Source organism: Bacillus sp. AFS017336 (genome assembly GCF_002555445.1).
Lineage (GTDB): Bacteria > Bacillota > Bacilli > Bacillales > Bacillaceae_G > Gottfriedia.
Window position 1 is genome coordinate 8,485 of the sequence record NZ_NUCO01000148.1, and the last position, 18,814, is coordinate 27,298.

Genomic DNA, 18,814 nt, shown 5'->3' on the forward strand with positions numbered 1-18,814 from the left:
GGGGTCTCAGCCTTCCCGCATTTCCCATAGGAGTCGAGAATCCTTTCGTTCCAATCACTTATCAAAATAAAAAAAGCATACTAAAAAGAACCTTATTAATCCCTCTTACTTAGAGAAAAATAAAAATTGATATACTGGGTTATTTTGCTAATATCGATAAATCATCTACCTATAAACTAATAATTGAAATTGTTCTTCAAACAATGATTTCTTAATATTTAAAATTCTGAAAAAGAGCAATTAATAAAGTTTATTGGTATGCCACAAATAAATTGTCCATTAAATTAAATAAATAGCCTATTGACCATTTTATATTTCAACACACTGAAAAAACAAAAGAGTTTTTCTTGAGGCTCTTAGTCTTACTCTCATTAATAGATTCTTAGCTATGACCTTGTACTTAAATAACCCATTCTTTCCGTAAGATTGAATAAGCATATGTATCATGAACTGAGGTACCTTGAATTAAATACTCTCTTAATAAACCTTCATTAGTGAATCCAATTTTTTCAAGAAGTTTTTGTGAAGGTAGATTTTCTGGATAGACGATAGCTCCTATTCGATTTAGTTGTAGCATATCAAATCCATAATTTAATAAAGCTTTTACAGCTTCAGTTGCATACCCTTTTCGCCAATAATCTGGGTGGATCTCATAGCCAACTTCAGCTCTTTTGTTACGTTCTTGATAGGCATTAAATCCACATGTTCCGATTAATTTGTTTGTCTCTTTTTCAATAATTCCCCAGCGGATGCCACTACGTGTTTCATACATTTCTCTAAAAAAATGAATTAAGTCAATCACTTGACTACTATTTGTTAGTGCATCTAATCCATAATATTTCGTAACATCTTCTCTAGATAATATAGTAAACAATCGATTTGTATCAGTAATGTTAACTTCTCTTAAATAAAGTCGCTCAGTTAAAATGTTCGGAAATAAGTTCAAATAATTGCCTCCTTATCGTATTTTTATGAAATGGCAATTTATATAGATAATCACTTTTAACTATTTCGATCGTTAATACCTATGTATAAAATTTTTATTTTCGACACCCGACTATTTTTTTCCTTCTTCTATATATGGTACAATGGAATACATGTAAAAAGGGGAGAAAACCATGTACGAATACGTAATTGGAAAGATAGAATGGGTTGGACCGGAATATATAGTAATCGATCATAATGGAATGGGATATCAATTATTTACACCTAATCCATATGTTTTTAGACCTTCAAATGAAATCTTAAAAGTTTATACACATCTTTACGTAAGAGAAGATGTTATGATGTTATATGGTTTTAAAACGCTTGATGAACGAACTTTATTTCAAAAATTATTAAGTGTGTCTGGAATCGGACCAAAAGGTGCTTTGGCGATTGTTGCAACAGGTGAGCCAAATCAAATTGTTCAAGCAATTGAAGAAGAGGATGAAGCCTTTTTAACAAAATTCCCAGGCGTTGGTAAAAAGACAGCAAGACAAATGATCCTAGACTTAAAAGGAAAACTTGAGAAAGTTTTTGGAACGGTACAAGTAGATTTATTTACTGACATAGATGCGATGGAAGAAAAAGAAAATGCAGCATCTTCATTAGATGATGCCATTGAAGCTTTAAAAGCATTAGGGTATGCAGAGAAAGAAGTTAAAAAGATCGTACCATTATTGAAAAGTGAACCACTTTCAACTGATGAATATATTAAAAAAGCACTTCAATTACTATTGCAAGCTAAGAGGTGATGAAAATGGATGATCGAATTTTATCAAGTGAAAGTAATCGTGAAGATTTTGATCAAGAACTATCACTTAGGCCTCAAACATTAAAAGAATATATAGGGCAGGATAAAGTTAAAAAGAATTTGCAAGTCTTTATTGAGGCTGCAAAAATGCGTAACGAATCTTTAGATCACGTTTTATTGTACGGTCCTCCTGGTTTAGGTAAAACTACTTTAGCAGCAATTATTGCGAATGAGTTAGGTGTAGGCTTTAAAACTACTTCTGGACCGGCGATTGAGCGTCCTGGAGATTTAGCAGCGATTTTGACGTCATTACAACCTGGTGATGTGTTATTTATTGATGAAATACACCGACTACCTCGTACAGTGGAAGAAGTACTTTATCCAGCGATGGAAGATTTTTTCTTTGATATTGTTATTGGAAAGGATGCAACTGCAAGGTCAGTAAGGATTGATTTACCACCTTTTACACTAATCGGTGCAACAACTAGAGCAGGTTTGCTTTCTTCACCACTTAGAGATCGTTTTGGTGTATTAAATCGATTAGAGTTTTATACAGTTGAACAGCTTGCATTAATCGTTAGAAGAACGGCTGAGTTATATGGAATGGAAATCGAGAAGGAAGCTGCTTTAGAAATTGCTAGAAGGTCTAGAGGTACACCTCGAATTGCAAACCGTTTATTACGAAGGGTTAGAGACTTTGCTCAAGTACAAGGCAGTGGAATTATTACATTTGAAATAGCTAAAGATTCTTTAATTCAAATGCAAGTAGATGAAGCGGGTCTAGATCATATCGACCATAAACTGTTACTAGCTATTATTGAAAGATTCCGAGGTGGTCCTGTTGGAGTTGATACTATTGCGGCTTCGATCGGAGAAGAATCACAAACAATTGAAGATGTGTACGAACCTTATTTGCTTCAAATTGGATTCCTTCAACGAACTCCTAGAGGAAGAATTGTAACTGATTTAACGTATAAACATTTTGGTTTGCAGGTACCTGAGCAATGACTGATATATCAAAAGTGTTAATAACGCTAGGTGTTATATTGTTATTAGTTGGATTGTTTATGAAATTTGTAGGTAAACTTCCAGGTGATATCTTTATTAAAAAAGGAAATGTATCATTTTATTTCCCAATTGTTACTTGTATTATCATAAGTGTATTACTATCACTTATTTTTTCATTTTTTGGGAAAAAATGATAATACATGATTTTGGAAAAGATAGGGTTTAAGGGAATAGGAAATACGTAGGGCAAGAATTAGAAAGGGAGAATTTTAAAAGATTCTCCCTTACACCCTTGCCCTTGAAATATACGAGGTGTTAGAAATGGATGTAAATTTATTTGATTTTGATTTGCCTGAGGAGCTGATTGCTCAAACTCCTTTATTAGATCGAGAAGCATCAAGACTAATGGTATTACATAAAGAGTCGGGGAATGTAGAGCATAAACAATTTCCTGATGTGTTAGATTATTTACAAGAGGGAGATTGCTTAGTTTTAAATGAAACGAAAGTAATGCCTGCTAGATTATTTGGTGTAAAAGAAGATACAGGAGCTCAAATAGAAGTATTATTACTTCAGCAAGAAGAGCAAGATGTGTGGGAAACACTAGTAAAGCCTGCTAAAAGAGTAAAAGAAGGTACAATCATTTTATTTGGAGATGGCAGATTAAAAGCAGAATGTGTAGGCAGTAGTGATCAAGGTGGAAGAAAGTTAAAATTCCAATACGATGGAATTTTTTATGAAATTCTAGATCAATTAGGCGAAATGCCACTACCTCCTTATATTAAAGAAAAGTTAGAAGATAAAGACCGCTACCAAACAGTTTTTGCAAAAGAAATTGGTTCAGCTGCAGCTCCAACAGCAGGTTTGCATTTTACGAAGGAGCTTTTAGCAAAAGTTCAAGAAAAAGGCGTAAAATTAGCATTTATTACTTTGCATGTTGGATTAGGTACATTTAGACCTGTAAGTGTAGAATCAATTGAAGAACATGATATGCATTCAGAATATTACTATATGTCTGATGAAACGGCTAAACTATTAAATGATACAAAAGCAAACGGTGGTAGAATCATTACTGTTGGGACAACTTCTACCCGAACAGTTGAGACCATTGCTACAGCAAATGAAGGCAAGTTTGAAGGAAGCAGTGGTTGGACGTCTATCTTCATTTACCCTGGATATAAATTTATGGGGATTGATGGTATGATTACGAACTTCCATTTACCAAAATCAACTCTTATAATGCTAATTAGTGCTTTAGCTGGAAGAGAAGCAGTTTTATCTGCTTATAATGAAGCAGTAGATCAAAAGTATCGCTTTTTTAGTTTTGGCGATGCAATGTTAATACTTTAAGACGTGAAAGGAATCGAAAAATGACAGCAATTCGTTATGAACATATTAAAACTTGTAAGCAAACAGGTGCGCGATTAGGAATCGTACACACACCACATGGTTCTTTTGAAACACCGACTTTTATGCCTGTTGGTACTTTAGCTACAGTTAAAACAATGTCACCTGAAGATTTAAAAGCTATGGGGGCAGGAATTATTTTAAGTAATACCTACCATTTATGGTTAAGACCAGGTCATGAAATTATTAAAAAAGCTGGTGGCCTACATAAATTTATGAACTGGGATCGAGCAATTTTAACGGATTCTGGTGGCTTCCAAGTATTTAGTTTAAGTCAATTCCGAAAAATTGAAGAAGAGGGAGTACATTTTAGAAATCACTTAAATGGTGATAAATTATTCCTTTCTCCAGAAAAAGCGATGGAAATTCAAAATGCTTTAGGTTCAGATATTATGATGGCGTTCGATGAATGTCCACCATACCCTGCTGAGTATGATTATATGAAACGTTCTGTTGAAAGAACTAGTAGATGGGCAGAGCGTTGTCTAAATTCTCACCAAAGACCAGAAGATCAAGGATTATTTGGTATTGTACAAGGTGGAGAATATGAAGAACTTCGTAAGCAATCTGCAAGAGATTTAGTTTCATTAGATTTCCCAGGCTATGCAATTGGTGGATTATCAGTTGGAGAGCCAAAGGATGTAATGAATCGAGTACTAGAGTTTACAACTCCTTTACTGCCAACGAATAAACCAAGATATCTAATGGGCGTTGGATCACCTGACTCATTAATTGATGGAGCAATTCGAGGCGTAGATATGTTCGACTGCGTACTACCAACACGTATAGCACGTAATGGCACATGTATGACTAGTGAAGGAAGATTAGTTATTAAAAATGCAAAATATGCAGAAGACTATTCACCACTTGATCCAAATTGTGATTGTTATACTTGTAAAAACTATACAAGATCATATATTCGTCACTTAATTCGATGTGAAGAAACGTTTGGAATGCGATTGACTACTTATCATAACTTACATTTTCTGTTACAATTAATGGAACAAGTTCGTCAAGCAATTCGCGAAGACCGTTTAGGTGATTTCCGAGAAGAATTTTTTGAACAATACGGTTTTAATAAGCCGAACGCTAGGAACTTCTAAAATTTACATATTGAAAGGAAGATATTAATGAGCTTAGGATCTTTAGGTGGAATTTTACCACTAATATTAATGTTCGTAATTTTCTACTTCTTACTAATTCGTCCACAACAAAAGCGTCAAAAGCAAACAGCTAATATGCAAGCTGGAATTGCTAAAGGCGATATGGTTGTAACAATCGGTGGATTACACGGTTTAGTTGATGCTGTTAACGAAGAAAATAATACAATTACATTAAAGACTGCTGATGGTTCACGCATGGTATTTGAAAAAAATGCAATTCGTGAAACTCGTGCACAAGCTAAATAATTGTATCGAAAGAAACGCTAGTTCCATTTTGGAAACTAGCGTTTTGTTTTTTATACGAGGAAGTAGCAAGAATGCTTACTAATCGTCGAGTTTTATTTATTATAAGATTTATTACTCGCAGCATTTACACCAAAAATTGACCCTAACATGCAGATCGCAATGAAAATGGCATGATACATCAATTGCTCCTTTGAAAAAGTTCGATCATAACCAAGAAATTGTACAAAAAATACAAATACAGAGTATGCTCCACTTGTTAGAAACCCAAGAATCCAACCTTTTTCTTTCCCTTTAGCTCCTGTAACAAAACCACCTATTAGCATTACGATAAATGATAAGACAAGAGTTGTTGTATTGACACTTGATTCTGTAAGTGAAGTTAGTCTAAGTAATAATGATAAAATTAAGCTAATTGATAATACTAATAATAAAATAGTTAAAAAGCCAAAAGAGACAGCGGTTGCTGTTTTTTTCATTGATATTCCCCCTTGTACACTCTTTTATACAAGCATATTCATAAGATGAATTTTTAGAATACTTATAGAGCAATTACAAATAGTAAAATTATGAACAAATTTCTACCATTTTTTATATGTAAAGTGGTTACTACTTCTAAATAAGCAAGAATGTAAAAAGATAAATAATTAAAATTCAGCAAAGTTTTGGATGTGAGGGTTAGTAAAATGGAATTAGGTTCTATGACGATTCGTACCATTTTAATCTATTTAATTATTGCGTTTTTCTTTCGAATAATGGGTAAGAGAGAAATTGGAGAGCTAAGTTTATTAGATTTAGTTGTTTATATTTTATTAACTGAAATAGCTGCAATTGGAATTGAAAACCATAATGATCCAATCATAAAAGTGATTTATCCGATGTTCTTAATTGTTGCGATACAAATAATTTTTTCGCTCATATCTCTAAAAAGTGTTTTATTTAGAAAAATTTTGGATGGAAATCCAGTATTGATTATCAGTAAAGGAAAAGTATTAGAAAAAGAAATGAAAAAGCAAAGGTACACGTTCGATGATTTATTACTTCAACTAAGAGAAAAAGATATTGGAGATGTAAGAGATGTCGATTATGCAATACTTGAACCAACAGGGAAGTTATCCATCTTTAAAAAGGAATTAAATGGAGACGGCTATGATAGTACACTTACATTTCCATTAATATTAGATGGTATTGTCCAAGATGATAATTTAAAACTTTACCATAAAAATAAGCTTTGGTTGCTTCAGGAGCTAAAAAAACATGGTATTGATGATTTTGACCAAGTATCGTATTGCAGTTTGCGAGACGACGAAATTTTCTTTGATAAAAAAGATGGGTAGAGATAAAAAAGGAAGTAAGGGGAATGGTATTCATACTCCCTCTAACTTCCGTCCTTTCCCTTTTTAATCTATCTTGTGATTAGCTTTTTAAAGAATGGGATCCGAATGATCTCGTCTTTTTTGACAAGATTAAATAATAATATTAATAGGATATACATTAATGTCACAATTGAGATGCTTGCCAATGTTTGTACTAATAGTGAGGATGAAAAGACTACATATTCTTTGATGAATTTGCCGATATAAATACAGACTCCTAAAATAATTAAACAATAAAGATAGTCTTTAACGAAAATTGAAAAGTTAATTGCTTTTAAAACAGTAAAATAATGTAGAACTGTTATTGTTACAATACTAATATTCATTGCTAAGGCAACTCCGTTAATACCGAACTTAGGATTTGTAGCTAGGAATAAAATACTAGCGATTTTTACGACTGAACCTACAAAGCTATTGATCATAGCTGAATTAGCAAGATTTAGAGCTTGTAATACTGCTTGCAGTGGACCTTGAAAATAATAAAAAATAAAGCATGGTGCTAAAAGTAAGATGAAATGTGTGGCTTGGTCACTTTTATACATTAGCGTTAAAATTGGTGAAGCAAAGACATATAAAACAACGACTGACCATCCACCGGCAATCATTGAGTAACGTAGAGCTTGCTGTAGTCTTCTTTCAACAGTTACGCGATCCTTTTTAGCCATTGCTTCACTAATCGCAGGTACTAGTGAAGTAGATAGTGCATAAGTAATAAAAGCTGGTAAAAGTAATAAAGGTAATGCGTATCCAGAGAGCAATCCATATTGTTTTGTTGCAACTACTGCTGTTACACCAGCAATCGCTAAACTTTGTGAAACAACGATTGGTTCCAAAAACATTGATATAGAGCCGATTAATCGACTTCCAGTTGTAGGGAGTGCAATACTTAATAAGTCACTTAGGGTTTTTCTACCGTCTTTTATATTGTCTTTAAATCCTGTAATGAACTTTGCATTTTTTTCCTTTTTAAATACATAAAGCATATAAATTAAGGATGCCAATTCCCCTAAAACTGAAGATATGATGGCACCACTTGCAGCAAATTCAACACCATATGGTAAAAAAGTTTTAGTACAAACAGCAACTAGTACGATACGTACAACTTGTTCAATAACTTGAGAAAAGGAAGAAGGACGCATGTTTTGTACACCTTGAAAATAACCACGTAAAACGGAAGAAATTGCGATAATCGGTACAACTGGTGCGATGGCAATTAATGGGTACATAGTCCTTGAGTCGGTTAATAGATTTTTTGCAATAAAAGGAGCTAAGAAGATCATAGCTGTTGTAAAAATGATACTTAATATACCAGTTATTGACATTGAAACAGCTAAAATCTTTTTTATCTTATCTTGTCTATTTTGGGCAACTGCTTCTGCAATTAGTTTAGAGATGGCAATTGGTAATCCAAGCTGCGTAAGTGTCATAACTAAAAATAGTGTCGGGACTGCCATCATAAATAATCCTACGCCTTCTTCACCCATGATTCTTGCGACAACAATTCGATTAAAAAATCCTAATATTCTTGTGATGAGCCCTGCAATAAGTAAAAAAAACGTTCCTCTTAAAAACGTTTGCTTTGTCATTATTTTTACCACCTTCTCAAACAGCCTAGAATGATTTACAATTATATATATGCTAGAAATGTAGGCAAGCATGACAAGTTAGTTCAACAACTAGGAAATGAATATCAAGGTCTAACATCATTTTTCTAAAAATACAGAAAATTAGGGGGGAAGAGTATGTCGACATTTCATCAACAAGCTGCAGAATTTAAACCTACGCTTCAGGTAGTAATTGAAAGTAAATTGGATGAATTTAGAATGCTTGGATTTGATACTGTCAGTGAGGATGAATTATGGGAATGCCTCGAAAAAACCATATGGCGAAAAAAAGAGGAAGAACCAAAGCTTTTTCAACTGGTGGAAGACATACTCTCTTTAACTGTTAACGATTATATGAATTATGTTCGAATCGAAGCATTTAAATCTCCTACATGGCAGTTTGGGGAGTCAGTTTAGCCATTAATTGACAATGAAAAAATTGCATTTGTATAATAAAAGAATGAAAACATACCATTTTCGTACTAGAACTTGAACTCGTTAGAGGAGGAAATTCACAACATGGTTAAGCGTAACAGAATTGTTGCCTTTTTCTTAATTATTGCTGTATTAGCAGCAGTAATCGGAACAACTGTGTTTGGTACTGCGAAAAATATCAAGCTTGGTCTGGACTTACAGGGCGGCTTCGAAGTACTATACAAAGTTAAGCCAATTAAGAAGGGTGACAAAATTAACAAAAATGTTTTAGTAAGTACAGCAAAAGCCCTTGAGAAGCGTGTAAACGTATTAGGGGTAAGTGAACCAAACATCCAAATCGAAGGAAAGGATCGTATTCGTGTACAATTGGCTGGAGTAAAAAATCAAGCTAAAGCACGTGATATTCTTTCGACAGAAGCGAATTTAACAATTCGTGACGTAAATGATAAGGTTCTTATGACTGGAGCAGATTTAAAAGAAGGCGCTTCAAAGCAAACATTTGACCAAATGGGTAAACCTAGTGTATCGATAACATTTAAAGATGCAAGTAAGGTTAAAGATGTTACAAGTAAAGTGCTAAAAATGGGTGCTCCAAATAATATGATGGTTATTTGGTTAGATTTCAATGAAGGAAAAGACTCTTTCAAAAAGGAATCAGCAAAAGCAAAACCTAAGTTCTTATCTGCAGCAAGTGTAAATCAAGTATTTACAGATGATTCACTTTCTATTGTAGGATCAACTTTTACAGTTGAAAGTGCAAAAGAACTTTCAGATTTATTAAATGCTGGTGCTCTTCCAGTACATCTTGAAGAAATGTATTCAACATCAATCGGTGCAAAATTTGGAACTGATGCATTGCATGAAACAATTTTTGCTGGAATTATTGGTGTAGCCGTAATTTTCTTATTTATGCTATTCTTCTATCGCTTACCAGGCTTAATCGCAAGCATCATGTTAATGGCGTACACTTACGTAACATTACTTGTATTTGATGGCATGAATGCGGTATTAACACTCCCGGGTATTGCTGCATTAATACTTGGTGTTGGTATTGCGGTTGATAACAACATTATTACCTTTGAGAGATTGAAAGACGAGCTTAAACTAGGAAAATCAGTTGCATCAGCATATCGAGCTGGTAACCAGCGTTCATTTGGTACTATTTTTGATGCTAACATCACAACTCTACTTGCAGCTGTTGTATTATTCATTTTTGGTACAAGCTCAGTAAAAGGGTTTGCAACAAGTTTAATTGTCAGTATTTTAGTAAGTTTCTTAACTGCAGTATTCGGAACTCGCTTATTACTTTCTTTACTAGTTCAAAGTCGTTACTTAAATAATAAGAAAACTTGGTTTGGTATTAAACAAAGTGAAATTCTTGGTTTAAATCATAACTTGGCACATCCACCAACAAAATATGATAAAGTCGATTTTGTTAGTATCGGTCGTAAATTCGTTTATTTTTCAATTGTTACACTAATTGTCGGCGTAATTATCCTTTCTGTATTCCGATTAAATTTAGGAATTGATTTTGCAAGTGGTACACGAGTAACATTTGAAGCGAAATCAGCTGTTACAAAACAAGTTGTAAATGACGAATTATCAAAAATGAACTTAAAACCTGAAAGTATTACAGTTTCTACAAATGATGCAAAAACAGGTTCAGTAGTATTTAAAGGTGTATTAACTAAAGATCAAATTAACGATTTGAAAAAAGATTTTACGACTAAATTTGGAATTGAACCAAATGTAAGTACAGTTGATCCAATCGTTGGACGAGAATTAGCAGCTAATGCAATTAAAGCACTAATCATTGCTTCTGCAGGTATTATTCTTTATGTATCATTACGTTTCCAATTCTCTTATGCACTTGCTTCAGTAATTGCCTTACTACATGATGCGTTCTTCATTGTAGTAATATTTAGCGTATTTAGATTAGAAGTAGATATCACTTTCATCGCTGCGGTACTGACAATTGTTGGTTATTCAATAAATGACTCAATTGTTACATTTGACCGAGTTCGTGAAAATATGAAGCTTAAGAAGAAAATTCGTACTAGAGAAGAATTGAAAGAAATTGTAAATGACTCAATTCGTCAAACTTTAGGCCGTTCACTAAAAACAGTTCTTACAGTAGTATTAGCTGTTCTTGCACTACTTTTATTCGGAAGTCATGCAATTCTTAACTTCTCAATTGCATTACTTGTAGGTTTAGTAGTAGGAACATATTCTTCAATCTTTATCGCATCACAAATTTGGCTAGGTATTAAAGGTCGTCAACTTGATAAAAATCAAGTCATTGATGTTGAAGAAGCTAAATAATTTCTAACTAGAGGGTGTCCCAAAAGTGAAATTTGGGACATCCCTTTTTATTTGCGTAAGGAAAGAGGAGTAGTATTAGGTGAACTTTGGTATCTGAAATAAGAGAGTGAAACGTGTGAATTAGAAATCAATGAATGAAGTAGATTTTTAACTAAGATAATAAAACAACAATAAAATCCCCCGAATAATAGCTTCTAGACTGAAGCATAAATCGATTACATAAGCCTTCGGATATTTACAATAAAATCAGCCGTTTTTCAATTTGAATTTGTTAGTTAGTGATAGCTCTTTTTTGATCCTAACAAAATAAAATGAAGTAAATATTGAAGTTATTTTTGTATTAGTTTCATTCCGTATTGAAGATACTAATAGAATGTGTGTAATAAAAAAATAAATTTGTTTGGCGAATGATCTACTAGATCTAGAACAAGGGAAGTAGGTAAAGTATATGGAACAAGATGAGCGTTATAAGGAAGCCAAGAAAGGAGCTTATATTGGAATATATGGAAATTTACTTCTGGCAATTGTTAAACTGATCATTGGGTATATCGGAAATAGTAAAGCATTATTGGCTGATGCAGTCCACTCTGCTTCCGATGTAGCAGGTTCAATAGCGGTTTTATTTGGATTAAGAGCTGCTAAGATGCCACCAGATGAGGACCATCCCTATGGCCATGGAAAAGCTGAATCAATCGCTGCAATTATTGTAGCTGTTCTTTTATTTATCGTTGGAATCGAAATAACGAAATCCTCAATTACAGCTTTTTTTAAACCTGTCCATTCTCCTGAGCTAATCGCTTTAGTAGCTGCATTTATCTCGATATTCTTAAAAGAATGGATGTTCCGCTATAAATATGCTTTAGGAAAAAGATTGAATAGTGCTGCGATCATTGCGAATGCTTATGAACATCGTTCAGACGTATACTCATCAGCTGCTGCTATGGTTGGAATCGGAATTGCAATTCTTGGCACTAAAATTAATATGCCAATCCTTTTGTATGCAGATCCAGCGGCAGGGCTTGTTGTAGCAATTATGATCCTGAAAATGGCATGGGATATTGGGGCAGAGTCAATACATACTACTATGGATCATGTACTTCATGAGGAAGACATAGAACCATATAAAGAAATTGTGAGAAAGGTAGAAGGGGTTAGAGAAATAAATACTCTTTATGCAAGAGAGCACGGCTATTATGTCATTATTGATATAAAAGTATCTGTAGATCCATATATAACCGTTGAGGAAGGACATAGAATCGGCAAAAATGTTAAAGAAAAACTAATGGAAGACAAAGATGTTGAAAACGTATTTGTCCATATTAATCCATATAATGATAAAAATAACTCTTTCATCCAATAAGTTTACTTTAGTATAATAGTACAGTTAGGGGTGAGAGTATTGTTAAAGTCAAAAGCACGTTGGAAACCGAAATTATCGAATCAACAAGAAGAGCAAATATTATGTAAAGAATTACAGATTTCCCCTCTATTAGCTAAACTACTTGTTACTCGCGGGTTTAATACAGTTGAAACAGCAAGTAAGTTTTTATATGAAGATCAAATGAGCTTTCATGACCCGTTTTTATTAGAGGGTATGGATATTGCAATAGACAGAGTATTTCAAGCGATTGAAGAAAATGAAAAAATATTAATTTTTGGCGATTATGACGCAGATGGTGTTAGTAGTACATCAGTATTGTATTTAACATTAATTGAACTAGAAGCAAAAGTAGATTTCTATATACCAAATCGTTTTACTGAAGGGTATGGCCCTAATAAGAATGCATTTAAATGGGCGAAAGAACAAGGCTACTCATTAATTATTACCGTAGATACAGGTATATCTGCAGCTGAGGAAGTTAGTTTTGCAAATGAACTTGGAATAGATGTCATTATCACAGACCATCATGAACCACCAGAGGACCTTCCAAAGGCTATCGCAATCATTCATCCAAAACTTAGTCCAAGCTATCCTTTTAAAGAGTTAGCTGGTGTAGGAGTTGTATTTAAATTCGCTTCTGCATTATTAGGGAGAGAACCAGAAGAGTATTTAGAACTTGTTTCAATTGGTACAGTAGCCGATTTAGTGCCTTTAGTTGATGAAAATCGACTAATTGTAAAAAAAGGCGTAAGACAATTAAAGCAAACTAGACGTGAAGGCTTAAGAGCACTGTTAGAAATAAGTGGTACTTCTAATGATTCAATTAATGAAGAAACAATTGGTTTCGCAATTGGACCAAGAATTAATGCAGTTGGCCGACTTGGTGATGCTAAGCCTGCGGTAGATCTAGTTCTAGAAACAAGTAGAGAACTTGCTAAATCAAGAGCAGAACAAATTGAAGTTTTAAATAAAGAACGTCAAGAGTTAGTTTCAAGTATGACTGAAGAGGCGATTAAACAAGTAAAAGGGCTTGATTCCTCGTGTTCAAATAAAGTGATTATTGTAGCAAAAGAAGGCTGGAATGCGGGTGTAGTTGGGATTGTTGCTTCAAAATTAGTAGATCGTTTTTACAAGCCGGTAATTGTTCTAAGCATAGATCGCGAAAAAGGAATTGCCAAAGGTTCAGCAAGAAGTATTGAAGGTTTTTCTCTCTTTGAAAATTTATCAAAGTGTAAAGATATTTTACCTCATTTTGGAGGTCATACTCTTGCTGCTGGGATGACACTAGCGATTGAGGATGTTGAACAATTAAGACATCGTTTAAATGAATTTGCTGACCAAACTATGACGGATGAAGATTTTATTCCATTAAAAGAAGTGGATTTAATCTGTCAAGCTAGCGAAGTTTCAATCTCATTTATTAATGAATTAAATATGTTAGCGCCTTTTGGTATGCATAACCCAAAACCTGTTTTAGAAATAAGCGAAGTAGATGCACTAAATATTAAACAAATCGGTAATGAAGGTGCACATCTTAAATTTCAATTAAAAGATGATGTAACGTCCCTCGACGCTGTAGGGTTTGGATTTGGACATGTTGCAAATGAAATTGCTACAGGATCAAAAGTGTCTTGCTTAGGAATGGCTTCTATTAATGAATGGAATGGCAAACGGAAGCCACAACTAATGATTCAAGATATTAAAGTAAATCATTGGCAGTTATTTGACTTAAGAGGTCAAGAGCCACATCGATTAACTCTACCATCAAACGAAGAAAAATTAATATTTTTACATCAAGCATCAAGTGATTATGAAAACTTAAAGACGAAATATCCAGTTTCGACGTTTATTTCTTATGAAGATGTACTAAACTTAAATACTAATATACAAAATAATTATATTATCTTACTTGATTTGCCTAGTTCTGAAAATCATTTAAAAGAAGTTTTTCAAAATGGTTTGTCGGAGCGCATCTACTTAGTATTTAATCAAGAAGAACTACATTTCTTCTCTCCAATTCCTAGTAGAGAAAGCTTTAAAAAATTCTATTCAATCTTAGCAAACACCAATCCCTTTGACATGAACATGTATGAAGTGGCATTATGTCGTAAGATGGGATGGAAAAAAGAACAAGTCGATTTTATGACAAAGGTGTTTTTTGATTTAGAATTTGTTACAATAGAGGATGGAAAAATTCGTTTGTTGCCACAAACTGAGAAGAAAGATCTATCTTTATCGAATACGTACGCAAAAAAATTAGTTAGTATTGAACTAGAACGTTTATTTCTGTACTCAAAATGTGATGAATTAACTACATTTTTTCAAAATATGAAAAGTCATTTTTCCGAAAATGGGGAGGCACTTATTTAATGAATTTAAAAGATTATATTACGATTGTACCGGACTGGCCAAAAGAAGGCGTTCAGTTTAAAGATATTTCATCATTAATGAATGATGGTAAAGCTTATAAAGAAGCAACTGATCAAATCGTAGCTTATGCGAAAGAAAAAGACGTAGATTTAGTAGTTGGACCAGAAGCTCGTGGATTTATTGTTGGTTGTCCAATTTCTTACGCTTTAGAAATCGGTTTTGCTCCTGTACGTAAACCAGGTAAATTACCTCGTGAAGTAATTAGCTATAACTACGATTTAGAATATGGTACAAACACTTTAACAATGCACAAAGATGCGATTAAACCAGGTCAACGTATACTAATCACTGATGACTTATTAGCTACTGGTGGTACGATTGAAGCGACAATTAACTTAGTTGAAGAACTAGGTGGAATTGTTGTCGGTATTGCTTTCTTAATTGAGCTTTCTTATTTAGACGGTCGTAAAAAATTAGATGGTTATGATATATTTACACTAATGACTTATTAATTTTTAACATATTATAATGTTAAGCTATAGGGTACTCTGAATCATCAGAGTGCTCTTTTTCTATAACGAATCTGCAAAAAAAAATGAAATTTGACGACTCCTGCTTTACAAAAAACGAAATTTTCATGATAATAAAAGAAATAATGATTTAAGGTGATTAAATGGCTACTGAGCAAGTTTTGACAGCAGAACAGGTTTTAGAGCAAGCGACCCATTATTTAAAAGAAGATGATGTGGCGTTTATTAAACGTGCTTATGAATATGCTCGTGACGCACATAGTGAGCAATTTCGTAAGTCTGGAGAACCCTATATCATCCACCCGGTTCAAGTAGCAGGTATCCTCGTTGGCTTGGAGATGGATGCTACAACCATTAGTGCTGGGTTTCTGCATGATGTAGTAGAGGATACAGAAGTATCCAAAGAAGACTTAGAGAACCAATTCGGCAAAGAAGTTTCTATGCTTGTAGATGGTGTTACAAAGTTAGGTAAAATTAAGTTTAAATCGAAGGAAGAACAGCAAGCTGAAAACCATCGTAAAATGTTTGTAGCGATGGCACAGGACTTGAGAGTAATATTAATCAAATTAGCCGATCGCCTTCATAATATGAGAACGTTAAAGCATTTACCTCAAGAAAAACGTATGCGAATTGCAAATGAAACATTAGAAATATTTGCACCTTTAGCACATCGATTAGGGATTAGTAAAGTAAAATGGGAGCTTGAAGATACAGCCCTACGTTATTTAAATCCACAACAATACTATCGAATTGTTAACTTGATGAAGCGTAAAAGAGCAGAGCGTGAGCAATATTTAGAAGAGGTAATTAACGAAATCACAACACAACTTGAAGATGTCGAAATTAAAACAGACATTTCTGGACGTCCAAAGCATATATATAGCATTTATCATAAAATGGCTAAGCAAAATAAACAATTTAACGAGATCTATGACTTATTAGCTGTACGTGTAATCGTTAATAGTATTAAAGATTGTTACGCTGTTTTAGGCGTTATTCATACATGTTGGAAACCAATGCCAGGTCGTTTTAAAGATTATATTGCAATGCCTAAAGCAAACTTATATCAATCGCTTCATACGACTGTTATTGGGCCAAAAGGTGAACCACTAGAAGTTCAAATTCGAACAACAGAAATGCACCAGATTGCTGAATACGGGGTTGCAGCTCACTGGGCATATAAAGATGATAATGCAAATTTTCCAACCCAAAAAACATTAGAAAATAAATTAAGTTGGTTCCGTGAAATTATCGAATGGCAAGATAATTCTACAAATGCAGAAGAATTCATGGAATCAGTTAAAATGGATTTATTCTCAGATATGGTTTTCGTATTTACGCCAAAAGGTGATGTTTATGAATTACCACTTGGATCTGTACCAATCGATTTTGCTTACCGAATTCACTCCGAAATCGGAAATAAAACAATTGGTTCAAAAGTAAATGGTAAAATGGTACCACTTGATTATAAGCTTAAAACAGGTGATATCGTTGAAATCATGACATCAAAACATTCATATGGGCCAAGCCAAGACTGGTTGAAGGTCGCTCAGTCTTCACACGCAAAAAATAAAATACGCCAATATTTTAAAAAGCAAAGAAGAGAAGAGAATGTTGAAAAAGGCAAAGAATTAGTTGAAAAAGAAATTAAAGCGTTAGAATGTGATTTAAAAGAAGTTTTAACGTCAGAAAATTTAAAACGTGTAGCTGAGAAATTCAACTTCTCAAATGCAGAAGATATGTATGCGGCAGTTGGATATAATGGAATTACTGCAACGCAGATTGCTCACCGTTTAACAGATAAATTCCGTAAGCGAACTGAAGTAGAATTGGAAGACCGTCTAAAAGAACTTTCTTCGGATCTTAAAAAAGCTCCTTCACGCCGTAAAGATGCCGGTATTTCTGTAAAAGGTGTAGACAATTTATTAATTCGTCTATCTAAATGCTGTAATCCTGTACCTGGGGATGATATTGTTGGTTATATCACAAAAGGTAGAGGGATTTCAGTTCACAGAAGTGACTGTGTAAATATGTTAAACGATAGCGAAGAAGACCGTTTTATTGAAGTGGACTGGGAAGAAAGTCCAACATTTGAACGTGATTATAATGTCGATATAGAAATATTCGGTTATGATCGTCGCGGACTATTAAATGAGGTTCTTTCTGTTGTCAACGAAACAAAAACGAATATCTCTTCAGTTACAGGAAAAAATGATCGAAATAAAATGGCAACCATTACAATGAGTCTGTCTATTCGCAATATAAACCACCTTCAAAAAGTAGTGGATAAGGTTAAACAAATTCCAGACATATACTCTGTGAGACGAATTTTCCACTAATAGGAGGTGCCATCTTGAAAGTATTATTACAACGTACAAAAGAAGCAAAAGTAGTAGTTGATGGACGTGTGGTCGGGGAAATACCTAAAGGATTATTATTGCTTGTTGGTATTACACATGAAGATACAGTTGAAGACGTTAAATATTGTGCTGACAAAGCAGTTAACCTGAGAATCTTTGAAGATGAACTTGGAAAAATGAATTTATCATTAAAAGATGTTGGAGGCCAGATCCTATCAGTTTCTCAATTCACTTTATATGGTGATACGAGAAAAGGAAGACGTCCAAGCTTCACGGATGCAGCTAAGCCAGAAATTGCAAACGAACTATACGAATTTTTTAATTCATATTTACGCGAGCAAGGATACGTTGTACAGACTGGTATATTTGGTGCAGATATGGACGTAACATTTACAAACTGGGGACCAATTACAATAATGATTGAAAGTAAATAAAATTTATTACCTCCTTTTTCATTAAAAAGGGGGATTTTTTTTGTACAAATTAATTTTTAAAATAATAACTTCATATTGCGAATATACTTAAAGTACACGGGTTCTGACAAAGAATTCACAGGAGGGTACTATATGGACATAATTACAATCGTCTTGATCCTCATTGCTGGTGTAATTTTGTTTACAATCCTCAAAAGCTTCTTTAAAGCACTCTTATTTGTTATTTTAATCATTCTAGTATATTACGGATTAATGTACTTCATAGACGGCTCAGTTGAGAGCATACAATCTACTATAAGAGCTTTTTATTAGACCATGGTGTGTGCCATGGTTTTTTTTTGTTTGTGTGGGAAATTGGAACAAAAAGTAGAGAATCATAAATAAAAATGGGGAGCGTAATTAAAAGAATTAGCTGCAAATAAATTCAGTGAAACTGCAAATAAATT

Annotated in this window: 18 protein-coding genes; 15 read left to right on the plus strand and 3 right to left on the minus strand. The window is 33.6% G+C overall.

Translation table 11 applies throughout. From position 1 onward, the window contains the following. Window positions 1–400 precede the first annotated feature (400 nt). Window positions 401–946, minus strand: a complete 546-nt coding sequence (locus CN601_RS25040; protein WP_098121389.1) for a GNAT family N-acetyltransferase — start codon at window positions 944–946, stop codon at window positions 401–403. A gap of 172 nt (window positions 947–1,118) precedes the next feature. Between CN601_RS25040 and ruvA the strand changes: the two genes are divergently transcribed. From ruvA to yajC, 6 genes are all read left to right on the plus strand, one after another. Then, on the plus strand, window positions 1,119–1,736 hold the full coding sequence (ruvA, locus tag CN601_RS25045) for a Holliday junction branch migration protein RuvA (RefSeq protein ID WP_098172712.1): 618 nt from the start codon (window positions 1,119–1,121) through the stop codon (window positions 1,734–1,736). 5 nt (window positions 1,737–1,741) lie between these two features. Beyond that, the gene (gene ruvB / locus CN601_RS25050) at window positions 1,742–2,743 is read left to right on the plus strand and encodes a Holliday junction branch migration DNA helicase RuvB (RefSeq protein WP_098172713.1); all 1,002 of its coding nucleotides are present in this window, start codon (window positions 1,742–1,744) and stop codon (window positions 2,741–2,743) included. After that, window positions 2,740–2,937 carry a DUF2905 domain-containing protein gene (locus CN601_RS25055; protein ID WP_098121392.1) on the plus strand — a complete coding sequence of 66 codons (198 nt, stop codon included), beginning with the start codon at window positions 2,740–2,742 and terminating at the stop codon, window positions 2,935–2,937. Before ruvB ends, CN601_RS25055 begins: the two co-directional genes overlap by 4 nt. A gap of 127 nt (window positions 2,938–3,064) precedes the next feature. Then, window positions 3,065–4,093 (plus strand): tRNA preQ1(34) S-adenosylmethionine ribosyltransferase-isomerase QueA, encoded by a 1,029-nt coding sequence (gene queA, locus CN601_RS25060; protein ID WP_098121393.1) that lies wholly within the window; start codon window positions 3,065–3,067, stop codon window positions 4,091–4,093. Window positions 4,094–4,113: 20 nt separating this feature from the next. Further along, window positions 4,114–5,253, plus strand: coding sequence for a tRNA guanosine(34) transglycosylase Tgt (tgt, locus tag CN601_RS25065; protein WP_098172714.1), 1,140 nt, complete (start codon window positions 4,114–4,116; stop codon window positions 5,251–5,253). 27 nt (window positions 5,254–5,280) lie between these two features. Next, on the plus strand, window positions 5,281–5,559 hold the full coding sequence (gene yajC / locus CN601_RS25070; RefSeq protein ID WP_098121395.1) for a preprotein translocase subunit YajC: 279 nt from the start codon (window positions 5,281–5,283) through the stop codon (window positions 5,557–5,559). A 92-nt stretch (window positions 5,560–5,651) separates the two neighbouring features. On the opposite strand, the gene CN601_RS25075 is transcribed toward yajC, so the two are convergent. Beyond that, window positions 5,652–6,035, minus strand: a complete 384-nt coding sequence (locus CN601_RS25075; RefSeq protein ID WP_098121396.1) for a TIGR04086 family membrane protein — start codon at window positions 6,033–6,035, stop codon at window positions 5,652–5,654. Window positions 6,036–6,242: 207 nt separating this feature from the next. Here CN601_RS25075 and CN601_RS25080 point away from each other — a divergent pair, with 207 nt between their 5' ends. After that, complete coding sequence (locus tag CN601_RS25080; RefSeq protein WP_098121397.1) at window positions 6,243–6,893, plus strand: DUF421 domain-containing protein; 651 nt, start codon at window positions 6,243–6,245, stop codon at window positions 6,891–6,893. Between the two features lie 68 nt (window positions 6,894–6,961). On the opposite strand, the gene spoVB is transcribed toward CN601_RS25080, so the two are convergent. Further along, window positions 6,962–8,518, minus strand: a complete 1,557-nt coding sequence (spoVB, locus tag CN601_RS25085) for a stage V sporulation protein B (protein ID WP_098172715.1) — start codon at window positions 8,516–8,518, stop codon at window positions 6,962–6,964. 156 nt (window positions 8,519–8,674) lie between these two features. On the opposite strand from spoVB, the gene CN601_RS25090 reads away from it, so the two are divergent. From CN601_RS25090 to CN601_RS25125, 8 genes are all read left to right on the plus strand, one after another. Further along, entirely contained in the window at window positions 8,675–8,953 is a 279-nt protein-coding gene (locus CN601_RS25090) for a post-transcriptional regulator (RefSeq protein ID WP_098121399.1), read from the plus strand. Window positions 8,954–9,055: 102 nt separating this feature from the next. Then, window positions 9,056–11,293 carry a protein translocase subunit SecDF gene (secDF, locus tag CN601_RS25095; protein WP_098172716.1) on the plus strand — a complete coding sequence of 746 codons (2,238 nt, stop codon included), beginning with the start codon at window positions 9,056–9,058 and terminating at the stop codon, window positions 11,291–11,293. A gap of 448 nt (window positions 11,294–11,741) precedes the next feature. Continuing rightward, on the plus strand, window positions 11,742–12,653 hold the full coding sequence (locus CN601_RS25100) for a cation diffusion facilitator family transporter (RefSeq protein ID WP_098121401.1): 912 nt from the start codon (window positions 11,742–11,744) through the stop codon (window positions 12,651–12,653). 39 nt (window positions 12,654–12,692) lie between these two features. Continuing rightward, a complete protein-coding gene (gene recJ, locus CN601_RS25105; RefSeq protein WP_098172717.1) occupies window positions 12,693–15,044 on the plus strand; it encodes a single-stranded-DNA-specific exonuclease RecJ in 2,352 nt (783 codons plus the stop codon). Next, window positions 15,044–15,556: an adenine phosphoribosyltransferase gene (locus CN601_RS25110; RefSeq protein ID WP_098121403.1), complete on the plus strand. Its 513-nt coding sequence runs from the start codon at window positions 15,044–15,046 to the stop codon at window positions 15,554–15,556. Before recJ ends, CN601_RS25110 begins: the two co-directional genes overlap by 1 nt. Window positions 15,557–15,717: 161 nt before the next feature. Continuing rightward, a complete protein-coding gene (locus tag CN601_RS25115; RefSeq protein WP_098121404.1) occupies window positions 15,718–17,913 on the plus strand; it encodes a RelA/SpoT family protein in 2,196 nt (731 codons plus the stop codon). A gap of 14 nt (window positions 17,914–17,927) precedes the next feature. Then, window positions 17,928–18,368: a D-aminoacyl-tRNA deacylase gene (gene dtd, locus CN601_RS25120; RefSeq protein ID WP_098121405.1), complete on the plus strand. Its 441-nt coding sequence runs from the start codon at window positions 17,928–17,930 to the stop codon at window positions 18,366–18,368. A gap of 132 nt (window positions 18,369–18,500) precedes the next feature. Next, window positions 18,501–18,680 carry a hypothetical protein gene (locus tag CN601_RS25125; protein ID WP_098121406.1) on the plus strand — a complete coding sequence of 60 codons (180 nt, stop codon included), beginning with the start codon at window positions 18,501–18,503 and terminating at the stop codon, window positions 18,678–18,680. The last annotated feature ends 134 nt before the right edge of the window (window positions 18,681–18,814 follow it).

Coding starts and splice junctions, on each gene's coding strand:
- ruvA (WP_098172712.1), top strand. CDS start 1,119: ATGTACGAATACGTAATTGGAAAGATAGAATGGGTTGGACCGGAATAT.
- ruvB (WP_098172713.1), top strand. CDS start 1,742: ATGGATGATCGAATTTTATCAAGTGAAAGTAATCGTGAAGATTTTGAT.
- yajC (WP_098121395.1), top strand. CDS start 5,281: ATGAGCTTAGGATCTTTAGGTGGAATTTTACCACTAATATTAATGTTC.
- CN601_RS25055 (WP_098121392.1), top strand. CDS start 2,740: ATGACTGATATATCAAAAGTGTTAATAACGCTAGGTGTTATATTGTTA.
- CN601_RS25115 (WP_098121404.1), top strand. CDS start 15,718: ATGGCTACTGAGCAAGTTTTGACAGCAGAACAGGTTTTAGAGCAAGCG.
- queA (WP_098121393.1), top strand. CDS start 3,065: ATGGATGTAAATTTATTTGATTTTGATTTGCCTGAGGAGCTGATTGCT.
- CN601_RS25125 (WP_098121406.1), top strand. CDS start 18,501: ATGGACATAATTACAATCGTCTTGATCCTCATTGCTGGTGTAATTTTG.
- spoVB (WP_098172715.1), bottom strand. CDS start 8,518: ATGACAAAGCAAACGTTTTTAAGAGGAACGTTTTTTTTACTTATTGCA.
- tgt (WP_098172714.1), top strand. CDS start 4,114: ATGACAGCAATTCGTTATGAACATATTAAAACTTGTAAGCAAACAGGT.
- CN601_RS25100 (WP_098121401.1), top strand. CDS start 11,742: ATGGAACAAGATGAGCGTTATAAGGAAGCCAAGAAAGGAGCTTATATT.
- CN601_RS25080 (WP_098121397.1), top strand. CDS start 6,243: ATGGAATTAGGTTCTATGACGATTCGTACCATTTTAATCTATTTAATT.
- CN601_RS25110 (WP_098121403.1), top strand. CDS start 15,044: ATGAATTTAAAAGATTATATTACGATTGTACCGGACTGGCCAAAAGAA.
- secDF (WP_098172716.1), top strand. CDS start 9,056: ATGGTTAAGCGTAACAGAATTGTTGCCTTTTTCTTAATTATTGCTGTA.
- CN601_RS25075 (WP_098121396.1), bottom strand. CDS start 6,035: ATGAAAAAAACAGCAACCGCTGTCTCTTTTGGCTTTTTAACTATTTTA.
- CN601_RS25090 (WP_098121399.1), top strand. CDS start 8,675: ATGTCGACATTTCATCAACAAGCTGCAGAATTTAAACCTACGCTTCAG.